The sequence below is a fragment of the Phyllobacterium lublinensis genome (assembly GCF_020164435.1).
Classification (GTDB): Bacteria; Pseudomonadota; Alphaproteobacteria; order Rhizobiales; family Rhizobiaceae; genus Phyllobacterium; species Phyllobacterium lublinensis.
On the sequence record NZ_JAIUDQ010000009.1, the window covers coordinates 67,811 to 81,374 of the forward strand.

17 protein-coding genes are annotated in these 13,564 nt (G+C 56.4%); 7 read left to right on the top strand and 10 right to left on the bottom strand.

Features of this window, described 5'->3' with window-relative positions:
* Positions 1 to 84: 84 nt before the first annotated feature.
* From K9U38_RS12945 to K9U38_RS12960, 4 genes are all read right to left on the bottom strand, one after another.
* Positions 85 to 1,401 carry a homoserine dehydrogenase gene (locus tag K9U38_RS12945; RefSeq protein WP_224494755.1) on the bottom strand — a complete coding sequence of 439 codons (1,317 nt, stop codon included), beginning with the start codon at positions 1,399 to 1,401 and terminating at the stop codon, positions 85 to 87.
* Between the two features lie 72 nt (positions 1,402 to 1,473).
* A complete protein-coding gene (locus K9U38_RS12950) occupies positions 1,474 to 2,691 on the bottom strand; it encodes an LL-diaminopimelate aminotransferase (protein WP_224494756.1) in 1,218 nt (405 codons plus the stop codon).
* 93 nt (positions 2,692 to 2,784) lie between these two features.
* Complete coding sequence (gene yidD / locus K9U38_RS12955) at positions 2,785 to 3,144, bottom strand: membrane protein insertion efficiency factor YidD (protein ID WP_224494757.1); 360 nt, start codon at positions 3,142 to 3,144, stop codon at positions 2,785 to 2,787.
* Between the two features lie 8 nt (positions 3,145 to 3,152).
* Positions 3,153 to 3,599, bottom strand: coding sequence for an iron-sulfur cluster assembly scaffold protein (locus K9U38_RS12960; RefSeq protein WP_224494758.1), 447 nt, complete (start codon positions 3,597 to 3,599; stop codon positions 3,153 to 3,155).
* A gap of 273 nt (positions 3,600 to 3,872) precedes the next feature.
* Here K9U38_RS12960 and folE point away from each other — a divergent pair, with 273 nt between their 5' ends.
* From folE to K9U38_RS12975, 3 genes are all read left to right on the top strand, one after another.
* A complete protein-coding gene (folE, locus tag K9U38_RS12965; protein ID WP_224494759.1) occupies positions 3,873 to 4,499 on the top strand; it encodes a GTP cyclohydrolase I FolE in 627 nt (208 codons plus the stop codon).
* An 18-nt stretch (positions 4,500 to 4,517) separates the two neighbouring features.
* Positions 4,518 to 4,934, top strand: coding sequence for a phosphoribosyl-AMP cyclohydrolase (hisI, locus tag K9U38_RS12970; protein WP_224494760.1), 417 nt, complete (start codon positions 4,518 to 4,520; stop codon positions 4,932 to 4,934).
* Positions 4,935 to 5,087: 153 nt separating this feature from the next.
* Positions 5,088 to 6,062 (top strand): patatin-like phospholipase family protein, encoded by a 975-nt coding sequence (locus K9U38_RS12975; RefSeq protein WP_224494761.1) that lies wholly within the window; start codon positions 5,088 to 5,090, stop codon positions 6,060 to 6,062.
* A 3-nt stretch (positions 6,063 to 6,065) separates the two neighbouring features.
* On the opposite strand, the gene K9U38_RS12980 is transcribed toward K9U38_RS12975, so the two are convergent.
* A complete protein-coding gene (locus K9U38_RS12980) occupies positions 6,066 to 6,497 on the bottom strand; it encodes a CBS domain-containing protein (protein ID WP_224494762.1) in 432 nt (143 codons plus the stop codon).
* Between the two features lie 109 nt (positions 6,498 to 6,606).
* Entirely contained in the window at positions 6,607 to 7,341 is a 735-nt protein-coding gene (locus K9U38_RS12985; protein WP_224494763.1) for a rhomboid family intramembrane serine protease, read from the bottom strand.
* Between the two features lie 359 nt (positions 7,342 to 7,700).
* Here K9U38_RS12985 and K9U38_RS12990 point away from each other — a divergent pair, with 359 nt between their 5' ends.
* Both K9U38_RS12990 and K9U38_RS12995 read left to right on the top strand, forming a co-directional pair.
* A complete protein-coding gene (locus tag K9U38_RS12990; RefSeq protein ID WP_224494764.1) occupies positions 7,701 to 8,327 on the top strand; it encodes a PAS domain-containing protein in 627 nt (208 codons plus the stop codon).
* Between the two features lie 105 nt (positions 8,328 to 8,432).
* Positions 8,433 to 9,041 carry a PilZ domain-containing protein gene (locus K9U38_RS12995; RefSeq protein ID WP_224494765.1) on the top strand — a complete coding sequence of 203 codons (609 nt, stop codon included), beginning with the start codon at positions 8,433 to 8,435 and terminating at the stop codon, positions 9,039 to 9,041.
* A 107-nt stretch (positions 9,042 to 9,148) separates the two neighbouring features.
* Here K9U38_RS12995 and K9U38_RS13000 read toward each other — a convergent pair whose 3' ends face one another.
* Together K9U38_RS13000 and K9U38_RS13005 are read right to left on the bottom strand one after the other, a co-directional pair.
* Positions 9,149 to 9,709: a DUF922 domain-containing Zn-dependent protease gene (locus K9U38_RS13000; RefSeq protein ID WP_370631922.1), complete on the bottom strand. Its 561-nt coding sequence runs from the start codon at positions 9,707 to 9,709 to the stop codon at positions 9,149 to 9,151.
* Positions 9,710 to 9,843: 134 nt separating this feature from the next.
* Entirely contained in the window at positions 9,844 to 10,350 is a 507-nt protein-coding gene (locus K9U38_RS13005) for a DUF992 domain-containing protein (RefSeq protein WP_224494767.1), read from the bottom strand.
* 624 nt (positions 10,351 to 10,974) lie between these two features.
* Here K9U38_RS13005 and K9U38_RS13010 point away from each other — a divergent pair.
* Complete coding sequence (locus K9U38_RS13010) at positions 10,975 to 11,583, top strand: transglutaminase-like cysteine peptidase (RefSeq protein ID WP_370631923.1); 609 nt, start codon at positions 10,975 to 10,977, stop codon at positions 11,581 to 11,583.
* A 56-nt stretch (positions 11,584 to 11,639) separates the two neighbouring features.
* Here the strand turns inward: K9U38_RS13010 and K9U38_RS13015 are convergent, their stop codons facing one another.
* Positions 11,640 to 12,167, bottom strand: a complete 528-nt coding sequence (locus K9U38_RS13015; RefSeq protein ID WP_224494768.1) for a gamma carbonic anhydrase family protein — start codon at positions 12,165 to 12,167, stop codon at positions 11,640 to 11,642.
* Between the two features lie 160 nt (positions 12,168 to 12,327).
* Between K9U38_RS13015 and K9U38_RS13020 the strand changes: the two genes are divergently transcribed.
* The gene (locus K9U38_RS13020; RefSeq protein WP_224494769.1) at positions 12,328 to 13,047 is read left to right on the top strand and encodes a hypothetical protein; all 720 of its coding nucleotides are present in this window, start codon (positions 12,328 to 12,330) and stop codon (positions 13,045 to 13,047) included.
* A gap of 215 nt (positions 13,048 to 13,262) precedes the next feature.
* Here K9U38_RS13020 and K9U38_RS13025 read toward each other — a convergent pair whose 3' ends face one another.
* Positions 13,263 to 13,469, bottom strand: a complete 207-nt coding sequence (locus tag K9U38_RS13025; RefSeq protein WP_099999261.1) for a DUF3126 family protein — start codon at positions 13,467 to 13,469, stop codon at positions 13,263 to 13,265.
* Between the last annotated feature and the right edge of the window lie 95 nt (positions 13,470 to 13,564).

The window sequence follows — 13,564 nt, forward strand, 5'->3', positions numbered from 1 at the left end:
TGCGGCAAGGGCCGACGGGCAAGAAAAGCCTCCAGTCGAAAAAGCTAATCGATTAAACGGTGTAGCCGGGTTTTTAAATGAAACTTACCCTGCTCGCTCGATGCGGATCATCTGCGGTTTGTCGGTCGCATGGCCGTCCTTGACGATACCTTCAAGGGCCTTCTTGACCGCGGCTTCGGTTGTCTCATGCGTGACGAGAATAACCGTTTTCGTTGCATCCGGCTGATTGTCCGCACTCTGGCGCTGCACGATCGATTCCAGCGAAATATCATTGTCGGCCATGCGCTTGGCGATGGCCGCGAACACGCCGGCACGGTCGTGCACGGTGAGGCGGATGAAGTAGCCGCCCTCGTGCGCACGCATCCTCGCCCGTTTGTAGGGCGCCAGCGCCCTGGCGGGGGTTCCGAAGACAGGACCGTGCTGGAAGCCAGGACGGCTTTTCGCAATGTCGGCGAGATCACCGATGACCGCAGATGCAGTCGCCGCGCCACCTGCTCCAGGTCCGGACAAGAGGAGTTCACCGAGCAGGTCGGTCTCGATGGCAACGGCGTTGGTCACGCCGTGTACCTGGGCAATGACGGATTCGACGGGCACCATCGTCGGGTGGACACGCTGTTCAATGCCGCTGTCCGTCTTCAAGGCAACGCCGAGGAGCTTGATCCGGTACCCGAGTTCATCTGCAGCCTTGATATCGGCAAGCGAGATGTTGCTGATCCCCTCGAGATAGATGTCATCGGCGGAAATCTGCGTGCCAAAGGCCAGGCTGGTCAGGATCGCCAGCTTGTGGGCCGTATCATTGCCCTCGATATCGAAGGTGGGGTCCGCCTCTGCGTAGCCGAGCCGCTGCGCATCGGACAGACAGTCCTCAAAGGAGATACCCTCGTCCCACATGCGCGTCAGGATGTAGTTGCATGTACCGTTCATGATGCCGTAGACGCGGGAAACCGTGTTGCCTGTCAGCGACTCACGCAGGGCCTTGATAACGGGAATACCGCCGGCAACTGCTGCCTCAAAGTTGAGAAGCACGCCCTTGTCTTCCGCGATCTTGGCAAGCGAGACGCCATGTTTGGCAAGGAGCGCCTTGTTGGCGGTAACAACGTGGCGCCCCGACCTCAATGCTGCCTCCACTGAAGCGCGCGCAGGGCCTTCGTCGCCGCCGATCAGTTCGATGAAGACATCGATGTTGTTGGACTTGGCCAGAGCAACCGGATCGTCGAACCAGGTAGCGGATGAAAAATCTACCCCGCGATCACGCTTCTGGTCACGCGCTGACACAGCGGTCACGATGATCTGCTTGCCGCACTGGCGGGTCAGCATCTCGCCCTTGTCACGCAATATTTTCAGGACCGAGGCACCAACAGTACCCAATCCGGCGATTCCCACGCGCAGCGCTTCACTCATCGTTCAATTCCCTGAAATTTCGCTGAAGCGGCGCCGAACGGCGCCGCGGATTCCGGTAAAACGCCCGTCGGATCAGCGGCGCGCGTTCAACGGAATGACGTTGTGCAGTTTTTCATCGGCGGTTGCAAGGAACCGCTTGAGGCTGCGGGCAGCCTGACGAATACGGTGTTCGTTCTCCACCAGGGCGACACGGATATAGTCGTCTCCGTGCTCTCCAAAGCCGATGCCGGGAGCAACGGCAACGTCGGCGTGCTCGATCAGCAGCTTTGAAAATTCAAGCGAGCCGAGGCTGCGGAACTTTTCCGGGATCGGCGCCCACGCGAACATGGTTGCAGCCGGCGCGGGGATCTCCCATCCGGCGCGGCCGAAGCTTTCGACCAGCACATCGCGGCGATGCCTGTAAACGTTTCGCACTTCAGCAATATCCGAGCCATCACCGTTCAAGGCTGCCGCGGCAGCAACCTGGATCGGCGTGAACGCGCCATAGTCGAGATAGGACTTGACCCGCGTCAGCGCCGAGATAAGCCGCTCATTGCCGACGGCAAATCCCATGCGCCAGCCCGGCATGGAGAAAGTCTTCGACATGGAGGTGAATTCAACCGCGACGTCGATCGCTCCAGGGACCTGCAGCACCGAGGGCGGCGGCGCACCGTCGAAATAAATCTCCGAATAGGCCAGATCGGACAGAATGATGATCTCATTCTTGCGCGCGAACGCCACGACGTCCTTGTAGAAATCCAGAGATGCCACATGGGCGGTCGGATTGGACGGATAGTTCAGGATCAGGGCAAGCGGCTTGGGGATCGAATGGCGAATGCCGCGCTCAAGCGCCGGAATGAAGTGGTCGTCCGGCTTGGCCGGAACCGACCGAATGACACCGCCCGACATGATGAAGCCGAAAGCGTGAATGGGATAGGTCGGATCGGGGCAGAGCACGACGTCGCCTGGCGCTGTGATTGCCTGCGCCATGTTGGCAAAGCCTTCCTTGGAGCCGAGAGTCGCAACGACCTGCGTATCGGGATTAAGCTTCACCCCGAACCGTCGCTCGTAATAGGATGCCTGCGCCCGGCGCAGCCCCGGGATACCCTTGGACGCCGAATAGCGGTGCGTGCGGGGATCCTGAACGGCCTCGCAAAGCTTGTCGACAATGCTCTGTGGCGTCGGCAGGTCCGGATTGCCCATGCCAAGGTCGATAATGTCCGCACCCGCCGCTCGCGCGCTCGCCTTGAGGCGATTCACCTGTTCGAAAACATAAGGTGGGAGGCGGCGAACTTTATGAAATTCTTCCATAGGGTTGGGTCCGGTCAAAATGGGTTGAATGTGCGCGTGCGCTATACACCCAATCGGCACGCCGGTCGAGCTATCATTATGCCTGATGCCGGATCAGAAGCGATGAAGCCGCCAATAACGCCAGGGCAAATACCATACCAACCGACTGTCGAGCGTCGTGGGAACCGGGTCCAATCCCTGCGTCCCGCCGGGTCCACAACGCATCAGGCGGAACAGCCCCATCCAGCCACCCGTCCACAGGCCGTAGCGGGCAATCGACTCATAGGCATATTCCGAGCAAGTCGGCAGGTGTCGGCAGGAATTACCGATAAAGCCGGACAATGTGAGCTGATAGAACCGAACGAGCCCGGTTCCAAGGAGGCGACCCGGCGTTTTCGGCCAGGGCCCGCGCCAATTGCGCGAATATGCACCGGGAACCTGCACTTCATGGTCGTGTGCCGGCTGATCGCACATGTCCGGTCTCAGGCCGCTGCTTCAGCGGTTTTCTTTTCAATCTGATCCAGGCAATCGACGACGGCGTCAAAAGTCAGCATCGTGGAATTATGGCGTGCCTTGTAGTCCCGCACGGGCTCCAGGAATTTCAGATCCTCAAACCGCCCTTCCGGCGGCGCCCCGTTCTCCTTGAGCATCCTGAACATGATCTCGCGAAGGTCCCGCAATTCCTTGGCGGTCGCGCCAACCACATGCCTGGCCATGATCGACGACGAAGCCTGCCCCAAGGCACAGGCCTTAACGTCGTGGGCAAAGTCGGAAACAACGCCGTCTTGCATTTTCAAATCAACCGTAACGGTCGATCCGCATAGTTTTGAATGGGCGGTTGCCGAGGCGTCGGGGTCCTCAAGACGGCCAAGCCGCCGAATATTCCCGGCAAATTCCAGGATACGCGCATTATAAACGTCATTGATCATGATGGATGCCGTTTCCCTGCAATGTGTTTATCACAAACACGTCAATGTGCATCGCTTTGGCCCTATGAATCCCGAATTCAATCTCTATATAATATCAGACTGACCAACCACAAAGTCGAATGGATTAAATAATCCGATGGGCTATGATGTGGGTCAGTCAGGGATCTTTTGTCCCTGCACGCTTCAATACACCGTCCGTCCCATTGGGAACGACTATCGTGTATTGCCGTTTAACTCGTCGCTCCTCTGAGGGCGGCTACGGGAGATCGCGATATGGATGCGGTAATCAAGAATTTGCCGTCTGCGGCTGTCAAGCAGGACAACAAGCGCCGTCCGAGTCAGGCGGAGGCGGAAGCGGCTGTTCGCACGCTATTGCTATGGGCAGGCGACGATCCCGACCGCGAAGGACTTCTGGACACGCCGGAACGGGTGGCAAAGGCCTATAAGGAACTGTTCTCCGGCTATACGCAGGATCCGTCGGAAGTGCTTGGCCGTACCTTCGAAGAGATCGCCGGATACGAGGACATTGTCCTCATTCAGGACATTCCGTTCTTCTCCCATTGCGAACATCACATGGTTCCAATCATCGGCAAGGCACACGTTGCCTATCTGCCTGATGGCGAAAAAGTTGTCGGACTGTCGAAAATCGCGCGCGTCGTCGATATTTTCGCACATCGCCTGCAGACCCAGGAGGCGATGACGGCGCAGATCGCCAATGCCATCCAGGAATCTTTGCAGCCGCGCGGCGTGGCCGTCATGATCGAGGCCGAGCACATGTGCATGTCCATGCGCGGGATTCGCAAGTCCGGTTCGATGACGACGACGACGACGTTCACGGGTACCTATAAGTCCGATGTGAACGAGCAAGTGCGCTTCATGACCCTCGTTCGGGGCCGCTAAGCTCCAGAATCGGCCTTGATGATTTCCTTTTCCAATTCGCTCAGCGACAAGCACGAGAATGAAGAAGGCGCGGTGTTCGCACCGCGCTTTGATGCGTCAGGACTGCTGACGACCATCGTCACCGATGTGAAGGACGGCCATTTGCTCATGGTGGCGCATATGAACGCCGAAGCGCTTCGGCTGACACTTGAAACCGGCATCGCACATTACTGGTCGCGTTCACGCAACACGCTCTGGAAGAAGGGCGAGACATCCGGCAACCTGCAGACGGTCGTTGAGATGCGCACCGACTGCGACCAGGATGCGCTGTGGCTGAAAGTGACAGTGGCCGGCGACGGTCCGACATGTCATACGGGCCGCAGATCCTGCTTCTACCGTCAGGTCGTCACCAAGGATGGAACTTCTACGCTCGTCATGACTTCTGAATCCAGCTAGCCCTCCATAAATCTTGTAAGCGTCATTAGCGATCTCTTAATCCTATTTCGTTGGTTGGCTTACCGGTCACAATTACGCAATATTCATCCTTGAACACTAAGATCGCAGCCATGCAGGGGATTGTGAAACAGTACGACTTCAGGAGTGTGTGTTATGCTCGAATGGGCATCGCGCCGGTTGCGCGCGGCAGAACCGATCGGCATCAGTGAAAATCCGGACGTGCGAGTAACTGCGCCGGAAAAGCCTCACAACAGCAGGACCCCTATTGCCTTGGCACTTGGCGGCGGCGCGGCCCGCGGATGGGCGCATATCGGTGTGCTGCGCGCCCTGGATGAGGCAGGCATCGAGATTTCGATGATCGCCGGCACATCGATCGGCGCCCTCGTCGGAGGTTGCTATCTTGGCGGCAAGCTCGATCAACTGGAAGAATTCGCACGCAGCCTGACCAAGCGCGGCATCTTCAGCCTGCTGGATCTGCGCTTTGGCGGCAATGGATTGTTCGGCGGCATGAAGCTCGATCGACGCCTGCGCGACCATCTTGAAGAACTTGCCATCGAAGACCTGTCCAAACGATTCATCGCCGTCTGTGCCGAGATCAATACGGGGCATGAGATCTGGCTGACGCGCGGCAGCCTGATTACGGCCATGCGAGCGTCCTACGCCCTGCCCGGCGTGTTCGAGCCCGTGGAGTGCAATGGCCGCACGCTGGTGGACGGCGCCTTGGTCAATCCCGTGCCGGTTGCGGTCTGCCGATCCTACGAACAGCCGCTGGTCGTCGCCGTGAACCTTCATTACGACCAGTTCGGTCGCGCCGCGGTGATCAAGCATGCGGCGGAGGCCCCGCATGCGCATGCTGGCGATGGTGAAGCGGCCGGTTCGCGTTTCGGCTCGAGCTACACCAAGCGCCTGGGAATAACCGGCGTCATGATGGAAGCGTTCAATATTATCCAGGACCGGATTTCCCGCGCACGCATGGCTGGTGATCCACCAGATATCATGCTGATGCCGAAAATCGGCCATGTCGGACTTGCCGAGTTTCACCGCGCCGATGAGGCGATCAAACTCGGCTATGAAGAAACGATGGCGCGCCTGGGCGAACTGGAGCGCATGCAGAAGCTTGTCTTCTAGGCCTCAAGCCGTTGCAATGTAGCTGCGGATTTCCTCCGACTCGCGCTCTACCTCTTCAATGCGGAGCTTGACCACGTCGCCAATCGATACGATGCCGTGGAGGTGTCCGTCCTTCTCGACGGGCAGATGGCGGAACCGGCCACGAGTCATTATCTCCATGACCTGATTGACCGTGTGTTTTTCACTGCAGACGCTGACCTTCATCGTCATGGTTTCGGAGATCGGCTTCCACAATGCATCGGCACCGTCGGCTGCCAGCGCTCTCACCACATCCCGTTCTGACAATATGCCCTTGATCGCATTGTTCTTATCACAAACAACAATTGCGCCGATCTTGTGCTTGGCGAGCATTGTGACAGCATCGCCCAATGTGGTTTCCGGCGCCGTGCTGAACACGTCGTAACCTTTACGCTCCAAAATCAGTTTGACAGTCATGTACATCCTCCTTGCACGTCAGCCTCCAGGTCCTCGGAATCTCCCACACTACATCAGATGACCTTGTCCATCGTGCGCGTATGTTGCCCTTATTGCAACCGGTTTGCAATTATACCAACAGTTCAGGATCGATGCGATCATCATAGGGCCTGTCGAACAGTGAAATGCCGAAGAAGCCCACAAGGAAGCCGCCAATATGCGCTTCCCAGGCAATTGTAGCCGAGCCGTCGACGCCAACGGACAACAGGCCGGTCAACATGTTGGTGACAAACCACACGCCGAGAAACACCAGCACTGTGCGCATCCGCAGGGCCACGGCAACGGGCAGGATGTCGCCGACAAATGCCGCGGAATTGCGCAATGTCGACCGGCGGAAACCAAAGCGCGCCGCAGCGCCCATCATGGCCGATACGGCGCCCGACGCGCCCACCAGCGGCGCCGTGCTATCGGGGTAAACAGCATAGTGGGTCATCACGGCCGCTACCGACGCAACGATCCAGAACAGCGTCATGCGAAGCGGGCCAACGCGCGCGGCAAGTGGTGAACCGAATGCGGCAAGCCAGATCATATTCAGTGCTATGTGCGCTACGCTGCCGTGCATGAGCGAATAGGTGATGGTGGTCAGCCATGCTGCAGGCGAATAGAACCCGCCATATTCGGAGAAGCGGGCGGGAATGAAAGCGAAATTCCAGAGGAACGTGCTGCTCTGCTGATCATTCAATATATAGGCCTCGAGGACGAAGACGATTCCACATATGGCCATAATGGCCAGGATCACGCCCGGAATATTGAAGACAGGCTCGCCGCCCGATGAGTGATTGCGGACATTTACAGAATTGTTCATACGCTCCTACGCAGTCTCGAACTTGCCGGTTCCGGCACGCTATCCGGATATTGCGCCGCGAGCAAAGCCAGAGCGTTCCGGATATTCCATTTAGTATCCACGGCTGGCCGTTTGATGGCCAGACAGAAAAGAGGCCATTCAGAGGTATCTGAATGGCCCTTGAATTCAGGGATATATGGACATGTGAACTCTGTTCAAGGAGGTTGTCCCATACTGACGGTCGCATCGCAATCGAAACCAATCATTAACCTTAATCGCCCTGCGCGGTGGAGCCTTCTGCATGATTGGTGGCAACTGCGCCGGGTGAATGCCAGAGTCGGAATCACTCCAGCGCCGGTATCCGAAGGCAGATGAATCCCATGCGGCACGATGCTACCAACGAACTCTTCGGATATTGGAACAGGCTGCGCGGGGCACGCGCCGCGCCGGAACGGAGGGAAGTCACCCCTGCCCCTATCCGGTCTCATCTCGCAAACACCTTCATCCTGCAGGCGACCGGAACTTCCGAGCCAAGGTTTCGCCTCGCAGGAACCAGGCTCTGTTCCGTTTACGGCAGAGAGTTGAAGAACCTCCCCTTTGCGTCGCTTTGGCAGACAAGGGACAAGAACACCATCTCCAGGCTGCTGAAGAACAGCATGACCAACAAATGCGTCGTCAAGCTCAACTATGAAGGCAGGAGCAGCCGCGGTCGTAAGGCACTTTTGAATCTGCTTCTTCTGCCGCTCGCCAGCGAGGCCAACGAGCAATATCTGTTGGGTATGATCATACCCCTCGGGCAACCCTTTTGGCTGGAATCGGATGCAATCGTTGAAAATCGCATCCAATCCGTCTCAATCATCGACCCGGAAAATCCAGTACCCGCAACCGATCCGATCCATATTGCATCCGAAGCCAGCGTCGGCGTCCCGCTGACTGCCTCTCGAACTATCGTCAGCCGCAAGGTGCGCCACCTGCGCGTCTTCGATGGCGGGAAAATCATCGACTAGGTTAGCAATTCGTGAGCATCGACTGTGCGCGTTACCTTGGCATTAAGACTTGTGGCTTAATCTACGCAAATCAGTCCCTGTCGATCCGTAATCTGGACAGCCTTTATGCAGTTATACCGTGACGATTCGAGCTCCAACCCTGCCGCCACGGGCAAGTTCTATAGCGTGCGAGTGCAGCTTTACGGCCGCTTCATGCTGGAAGACCGTACAGAGCATGTCTGCCAGATTGATGAGATGTCTCCTGGCGACGTGGTTATTACCACGGATGTGTTGGCGAACAATGGTGAGCGAGTGATCGTCTATATCGATCACATCGGCCGTGTCGAAGGCACTGTCGAGCGCATGGTGAGAGGCGGGTTCCTGTTATCATTGGTGGCTTCGGACCGGAAGAAAAACAAGATCGCGGCCCAGCTGACATGGCTCGCCAACAAGCACGAGCTGGACATGCCGGAAGACCGGCGTCACCAGCGCATAGCGCCACGCAACCCCATGACCACGCTGTCAATGGCTGACGGACGTCAATACCCTTGCCGCATCATAGACCTGTCGATCTCGGGCGCGGCGGTCGAAATCCGCATGCGCCCCGCTCTGAACAGCCAGGTCATTCTCGGCTCCATGCGCGGCCGCGTTGTCCGGCATTTCGAGGAAGGGATTGCCATCGAATTTGCCACGGTCCAAAGCCGTGAGGCGATCGATATCGCGTTCGAACACTAATCCATTCAATTCAATAATCATTTTAACACACTAAATTCTCTTAATATTGTTCGAAGCATCTCCTTGGCTTCAGCGTTATTTGGCTGACAATGACCAGCAGAAGCAGCCTAGGCCCCATTGACCAGCGCCAGAATCAACTGATGAACATTGCCGCCCTGGCTCATTTCGGCTTTGTCGAAATCCCTGCTTTTCTGGCGCTGCTCCAGCGATAGCGCGGAAAGTCGCTTTGTCATCTCGGCCCTGATTTTCTGGCATTTGGGATCATTGGGTACGGACAATCCAACGGTTGTGGCCTCGATCGCCTTCACGAGATCCTTGATCATGTCTCCATGCACAAGCTCATGGCTGCGAACGCCTGCAATGAACCTGTCCCAATTCTTCTGCGCAGCATCCGGAAGCTGTTCGGCCGGCTTGGGTAGCGTATATGTAATGATAAGCTTTGGCCGCGCCGATACAAGCGTACAGGCGTCGCCCTGCGTTTCGTATTTTCGTGTCCATGTCAGCTTGAAATTGGTATGCGCGATGGCCCGAACCATGCCGCCGACCTTGGGGCCTTTCTCGCCGATCGAGGCATAGAGCGCTGCGCCGGATTTTCCGGCGATGGCATAGGGTTCCACCTTCTCGATCGCTTGCCACTCTGCGCGCGCGATTGCGGGAGACAGTGACAAACACACCGCCAGCAAGCCAAGTCTAACGCCTGTTTTCAAGCGGATCCCCGTTGTGATGAAAGAAAAGATATGGTGAATGGGCGAATGGATCATTACCCCTTCCGTTGCCATGAAAGGGGTAATGATGAAAGCCCTTAGTTTACCGAGGCGAGCGTCATCGACGTGCCGGTTGCGGCGACGTTGAGGCCAATTTGACCGGTAACGCTGATGGGTTGAAGATGGATTGCCCCTGAAGTACCGCCAAACAGAACATTCGTGCCGATGCCAGCGCCAACGGTGGCCTCTGCCGTGGCGCCCTGATAGAGGCCGCTCAGGGAACCATGGCGGTAACCGGCTGCCGGAGCAAAGACTGCCCAGATGACCCTAGTGCGTGTGGTAAAGCCGACATCGACACCGAGTTTCCTGATCGCCCCGCTGTAACGATCCAAAGGTTCGCCGCTAAGTGCCGAATGGAAGCCGCAGTCGATTTCCTTGGCTGAGCCAAGAACGTAGCCAATTCCGCCGCCAACAAAGCAATCGAGGTAACCGATCTTCACGCCGCCGCGTCCGCCCTGGTTCCGGACATCGGCAGCATTGGCAGCCGTCGCGCCGGCAAGCACCAGTGATGCGGCGCCGAGCGCCATCGCAAAAATCTTGTTCATCATTCTCTCCTTCTCAAACGGTGACCGGTACATCGGGACCGGTCTTCCCGCCAACTAACTCAGCATCAGGATTCGTGTAGGCGAAAACGAAGCATCTTGTGTCGATACATAGGGGAAAGCATTTGGCAGGCACCTCAAAGCTCAATCCCTATTCGGACATTTTGAAGGCATCGGACTGAATGCTGCCGCCATTTTGAAGGTCACCGCCCTTCACCTTGTTGAACAGCCTGGAGACATGACAAATATACTCCGCAACGAGCGGATTTGCGCGCGTCAATCTCGTTCAAATGGCATTTTTTCTGATTTTTTTAGACGTTTGCTTCATGTCGCCGAAAATCTTTGGGCCAAATTGCCACGAAACTCGGGCGAGACAACTCGAATCCCTCCTCGTATATTAAGGCATCATAAATCACAAAATATTCAGATCAACGAATGCTTAATTCTGTTCTTCTTCATCGATATCAATTATAACTGCATTTAAATAAAATAATAATAGTTATTAATACATGGTTATAGTCTAATTCGTTTATTTTTTGCTACTGATTTGATTCATATTTACTGATCGACATTTCCGCTCGATAAAACTCTCTCTGCCATTGTCGTCTCAACCGGGGAGACGACGGGATGTTAAAAAAGACAATTCTGATTGGAGCAGCGCTTCTGCTCACCTGCATGAACGCACTGGCAGATCCAAGCGTGTCAGCCGCTGCAGTCATGAAGACCGGGGGACGCACCTCGCAGCCGATCGGACATTATGAGTTCTGCCAAACCTACAAGAGCGAATGCAAGATCAGAAGTGATGACAAGCCAACGCCGCTGACGTCAAAAACCTGGACCTTGATGGTTCAGGTCAACAGCAGCGTCAACGCCAAAGTTCAGCCCGCAACCGATATGGACATCTGGGGCAAGGCGGAAGTCTGGTCTTATCCGACAACGGTCGGCGATTGCGAAGACTATGTGCTGCTCAAGCGGAAAATGTTGAATGAGAGCGGTATTCCGCTTGGCGACCTGCTGATCACCGTTGTCCGCCAGATGAATGGCGAAGGACATGCCGTCCTCACCGTTCGCACCGATCGAGGCGACTATGTGCTGGACAATCTCGAGCCGCGCATCAAGCCATGGAATGAAACGAATTACGACTATCTCAAGCGCCAGGCGTCCAACAACACCGGCGCATGGGTATCCATAAACGACGACCGTCAGGTTCTGGTTGGCAGCATCGAAACGAAGTAGGCCACATTGCCTGCCAGAAGCAAGGGCCAGCCCGGAAACGAGCTGGCCTTTGTATTTCAGTCGATTTCCATGCCCCGCATGAAACGTCGGCCATTTTCGACATAATGGGCGGCCGACAGCCTGAGCTGCTCGATCGCCTCATCATCCAGCGTCCGCACCACGCGGGCGGGCGAACCAACGATCAGCGAGCCATCCGGAAATTCCTTGCGCTCCGTGACCAGTGCCCCGGCGCCAACGAGGGAATTCCTGCCGATCCTCGCACCATTAAGGACAATAGCGCCAATGCCGATCAGTGAATTGTCGCCGATGGTGCAACCATGGAGCATTGCGCGGTGGCCGATGGTACAACCCTCGCCTATCGTGAGTGGGTAGCCCATATCCGTGTGCATCACCGTATGTTCCTGCACATTGGTGTTGCGACCGATGTGTATCAATTCGTTGTCTCCGCGCAGCACCGAGCCGAACCACACGCTGACATTTTCGCCCAGATAGATCTTGCCGACCAAAGTGGCATCCGGCGCAATCCAGTTCGACTTCCGAAGTTCAAATTCCGGCGTATGTCCATCAAGTATATATATCGGCACGGCGCCTCTCCTTCGGATTCTCCACCCACCCACCTTAGCGAACAGCCGGACGATTGGCGAGATCAGGCAAATGTCGCGCACTTCATGTTCGATTAACCATAAATCAGCACTCTATCCGCTAGATTGACCTGACCGAGCACCCGCGCGTTGGAAACATCCCATGCAGACGTCGACACACCGGATTGAGCCCTTCGTCGCCAGCGCCCACTTGAAGCGCTTTTTGTGTCTTGCTGCCGCCGTTGCGGCGCTGTCGCTTATGATTGCAGTAGCCGGCCGTTTCCTTGGTCATACCATTGCGCTTGGCGGGCACACGGAGGACACTTCCCTGCGGGAAATTGTCATCGGCAATAACGTGCTGGAGCTTCCCTCCAACATGATACGTTTCGGCAAGCAAAGACGCAGCGGCGTCGCCGAGCGTGTCGACCTCTATCTGCACTGGCCCGACATGCAGGGCTACAAGGCCGAATTCATCGAGGACTTCAATGGCTTGGGGACCGAAAAGCGGATAGTGTTTGCGACCTTCGAACCGCGCGCCACATCGCACGACATGTCGGGCCGCTACGGGCCGATCTACAGCATTCTGACAAGTGGACCCGGCATCACGGGGCCGGATGACCTGACGGTACAGCCACTCAGGGCCGACAGCGGATTTGCCAATGAGGAGGTTGTCGTTTCACCGCAACGCGCCGGGCAGGACTCTTTCGTCGCGCGCTGCCTTGATGCAGAAATATCCAAGAACAATCTCGCGTCATGCCAGAGGGACATTTTCGTCGGCGAGGATCTGCAATTGACCTATCGCTTCCCACGGGAATTGCTTAAGGACTGGCGGCAGCTGGAACAGCAAATGCAGGGGTTTGCGAAGGCCAATATCAAGGGCTAGGCCGTAAACTCATAAATCTGGTGAGAAATGGTATGGGGTCATCTGTTCGGATACGAGGAGCAGAGGCGAAGGAAATGTTTACCCATTTTCGAGCCTTTGCGATAAAGGAGCCGGGCAGATGAACCATATTCTGCGGACGCCGAAACGGCCGCAAGCTGCAATGTCAAGCCGCTCGGCGGGAGTGACGCCTCAAACAGCGTCACTCGCGACGATTGTCAAAGATCCATCTCGAGGATGGCCATGGAGAAATTATAGGAGAGTTCGCCCTCGTCTTCATCCTTGTAGATGAGGCCAAGGAATTCGTCGCCGAGATAAAGTTCGGCCGAATCGTCCTTGCGGGGGCGCGCCTTGACAGTGAGTTCGGTGTTTCTGAACGTGCGCTTGAAGTAGCTGTCGAGTTTCTTCAGTTCTTCCGGTTTCACTTATAGTCTCCTGTCGAATGCATTTAGCAGGCTTTTGGCATGCGAAAGTCTGCCCTGTAAAGGGCAGACTGCAATTGTACACCTGCCTTGGAGAC

Coding starts and splice junctions, on each gene's coding strand:
- K9U38_RS12945 (WP_224494755.1), bottom strand. CDS start 1,401: ATGAGTGAAGCGCTGCGCGTGGGAATCGCCGGATTGGGTACTGTTGGT.
- K9U38_RS12950 (WP_224494756.1), bottom strand. CDS start 2,691: ATGGAAGAATTTCATAAAGTTCGCCGCCTCCCACCTTATGTTTTCGAA.
- yidD (WP_224494757.1), bottom strand. CDS start 3,144: ATGTGCGATCAGCCGGCACACGACCATGAAGTGCAGGTTCCCGGTGCA.
- K9U38_RS12960 (WP_224494758.1), bottom strand. CDS start 3,599: ATGATCAATGACGTTTATAATGCGCGTATCCTGGAATTTGCCGGGAAT.
- folE (WP_224494759.1), top strand. CDS start 3,873: ATGGATGCGGTAATCAAGAATTTGCCGTCTGCGGCTGTCAAGCAGGAC.
- hisI (WP_224494760.1), top strand. CDS start 4,518: ATGATTTCCTTTTCCAATTCGCTCAGCGACAAGCACGAGAATGAAGAA.
- K9U38_RS12975 (WP_224494761.1), top strand. CDS start 5,088: ATGCTCGAATGGGCATCGCGCCGGTTGCGCGCGGCAGAACCGATCGGC.
- K9U38_RS12980 (WP_224494762.1), bottom strand. CDS start 6,497: ATGACTGTCAAACTGATTTTGGAGCGTAAAGGTTACGACGTGTTCAGC.
- K9U38_RS12985 (WP_224494763.1), bottom strand. CDS start 7,341: ATGAACAATTCTGTAAATGTCCGCAATCACTCATCGGGCGGCGAGCCT.
- K9U38_RS12990 (WP_224494764.1), top strand. CDS start 7,701: ATGCGGCACGATGCTACCAACGAACTCTTCGGATATTGGAACAGGCTG.
- K9U38_RS12995 (WP_224494765.1), top strand. CDS start 8,433: ATGCAGTTATACCGTGACGATTCGAGCTCCAACCCTGCCGCCACGGGC.
- K9U38_RS13005 (WP_224494767.1), bottom strand. CDS start 10,350: ATGAACAAGATTTTTGCGATGGCGCTCGGCGCCGCATCACTGGTGCTT.
- K9U38_RS13010 (WP_370631923.1), top strand. CDS start 10,975: ATGTTAAAAAAGACAATTCTGATTGGAGCAGCGCTTCTGCTCACCTGC.
- K9U38_RS13020 (WP_224494769.1), top strand. CDS start 12,328: ATGCAGACGTCGACACACCGGATTGAGCCCTTCGTCGCCAGCGCCCAC.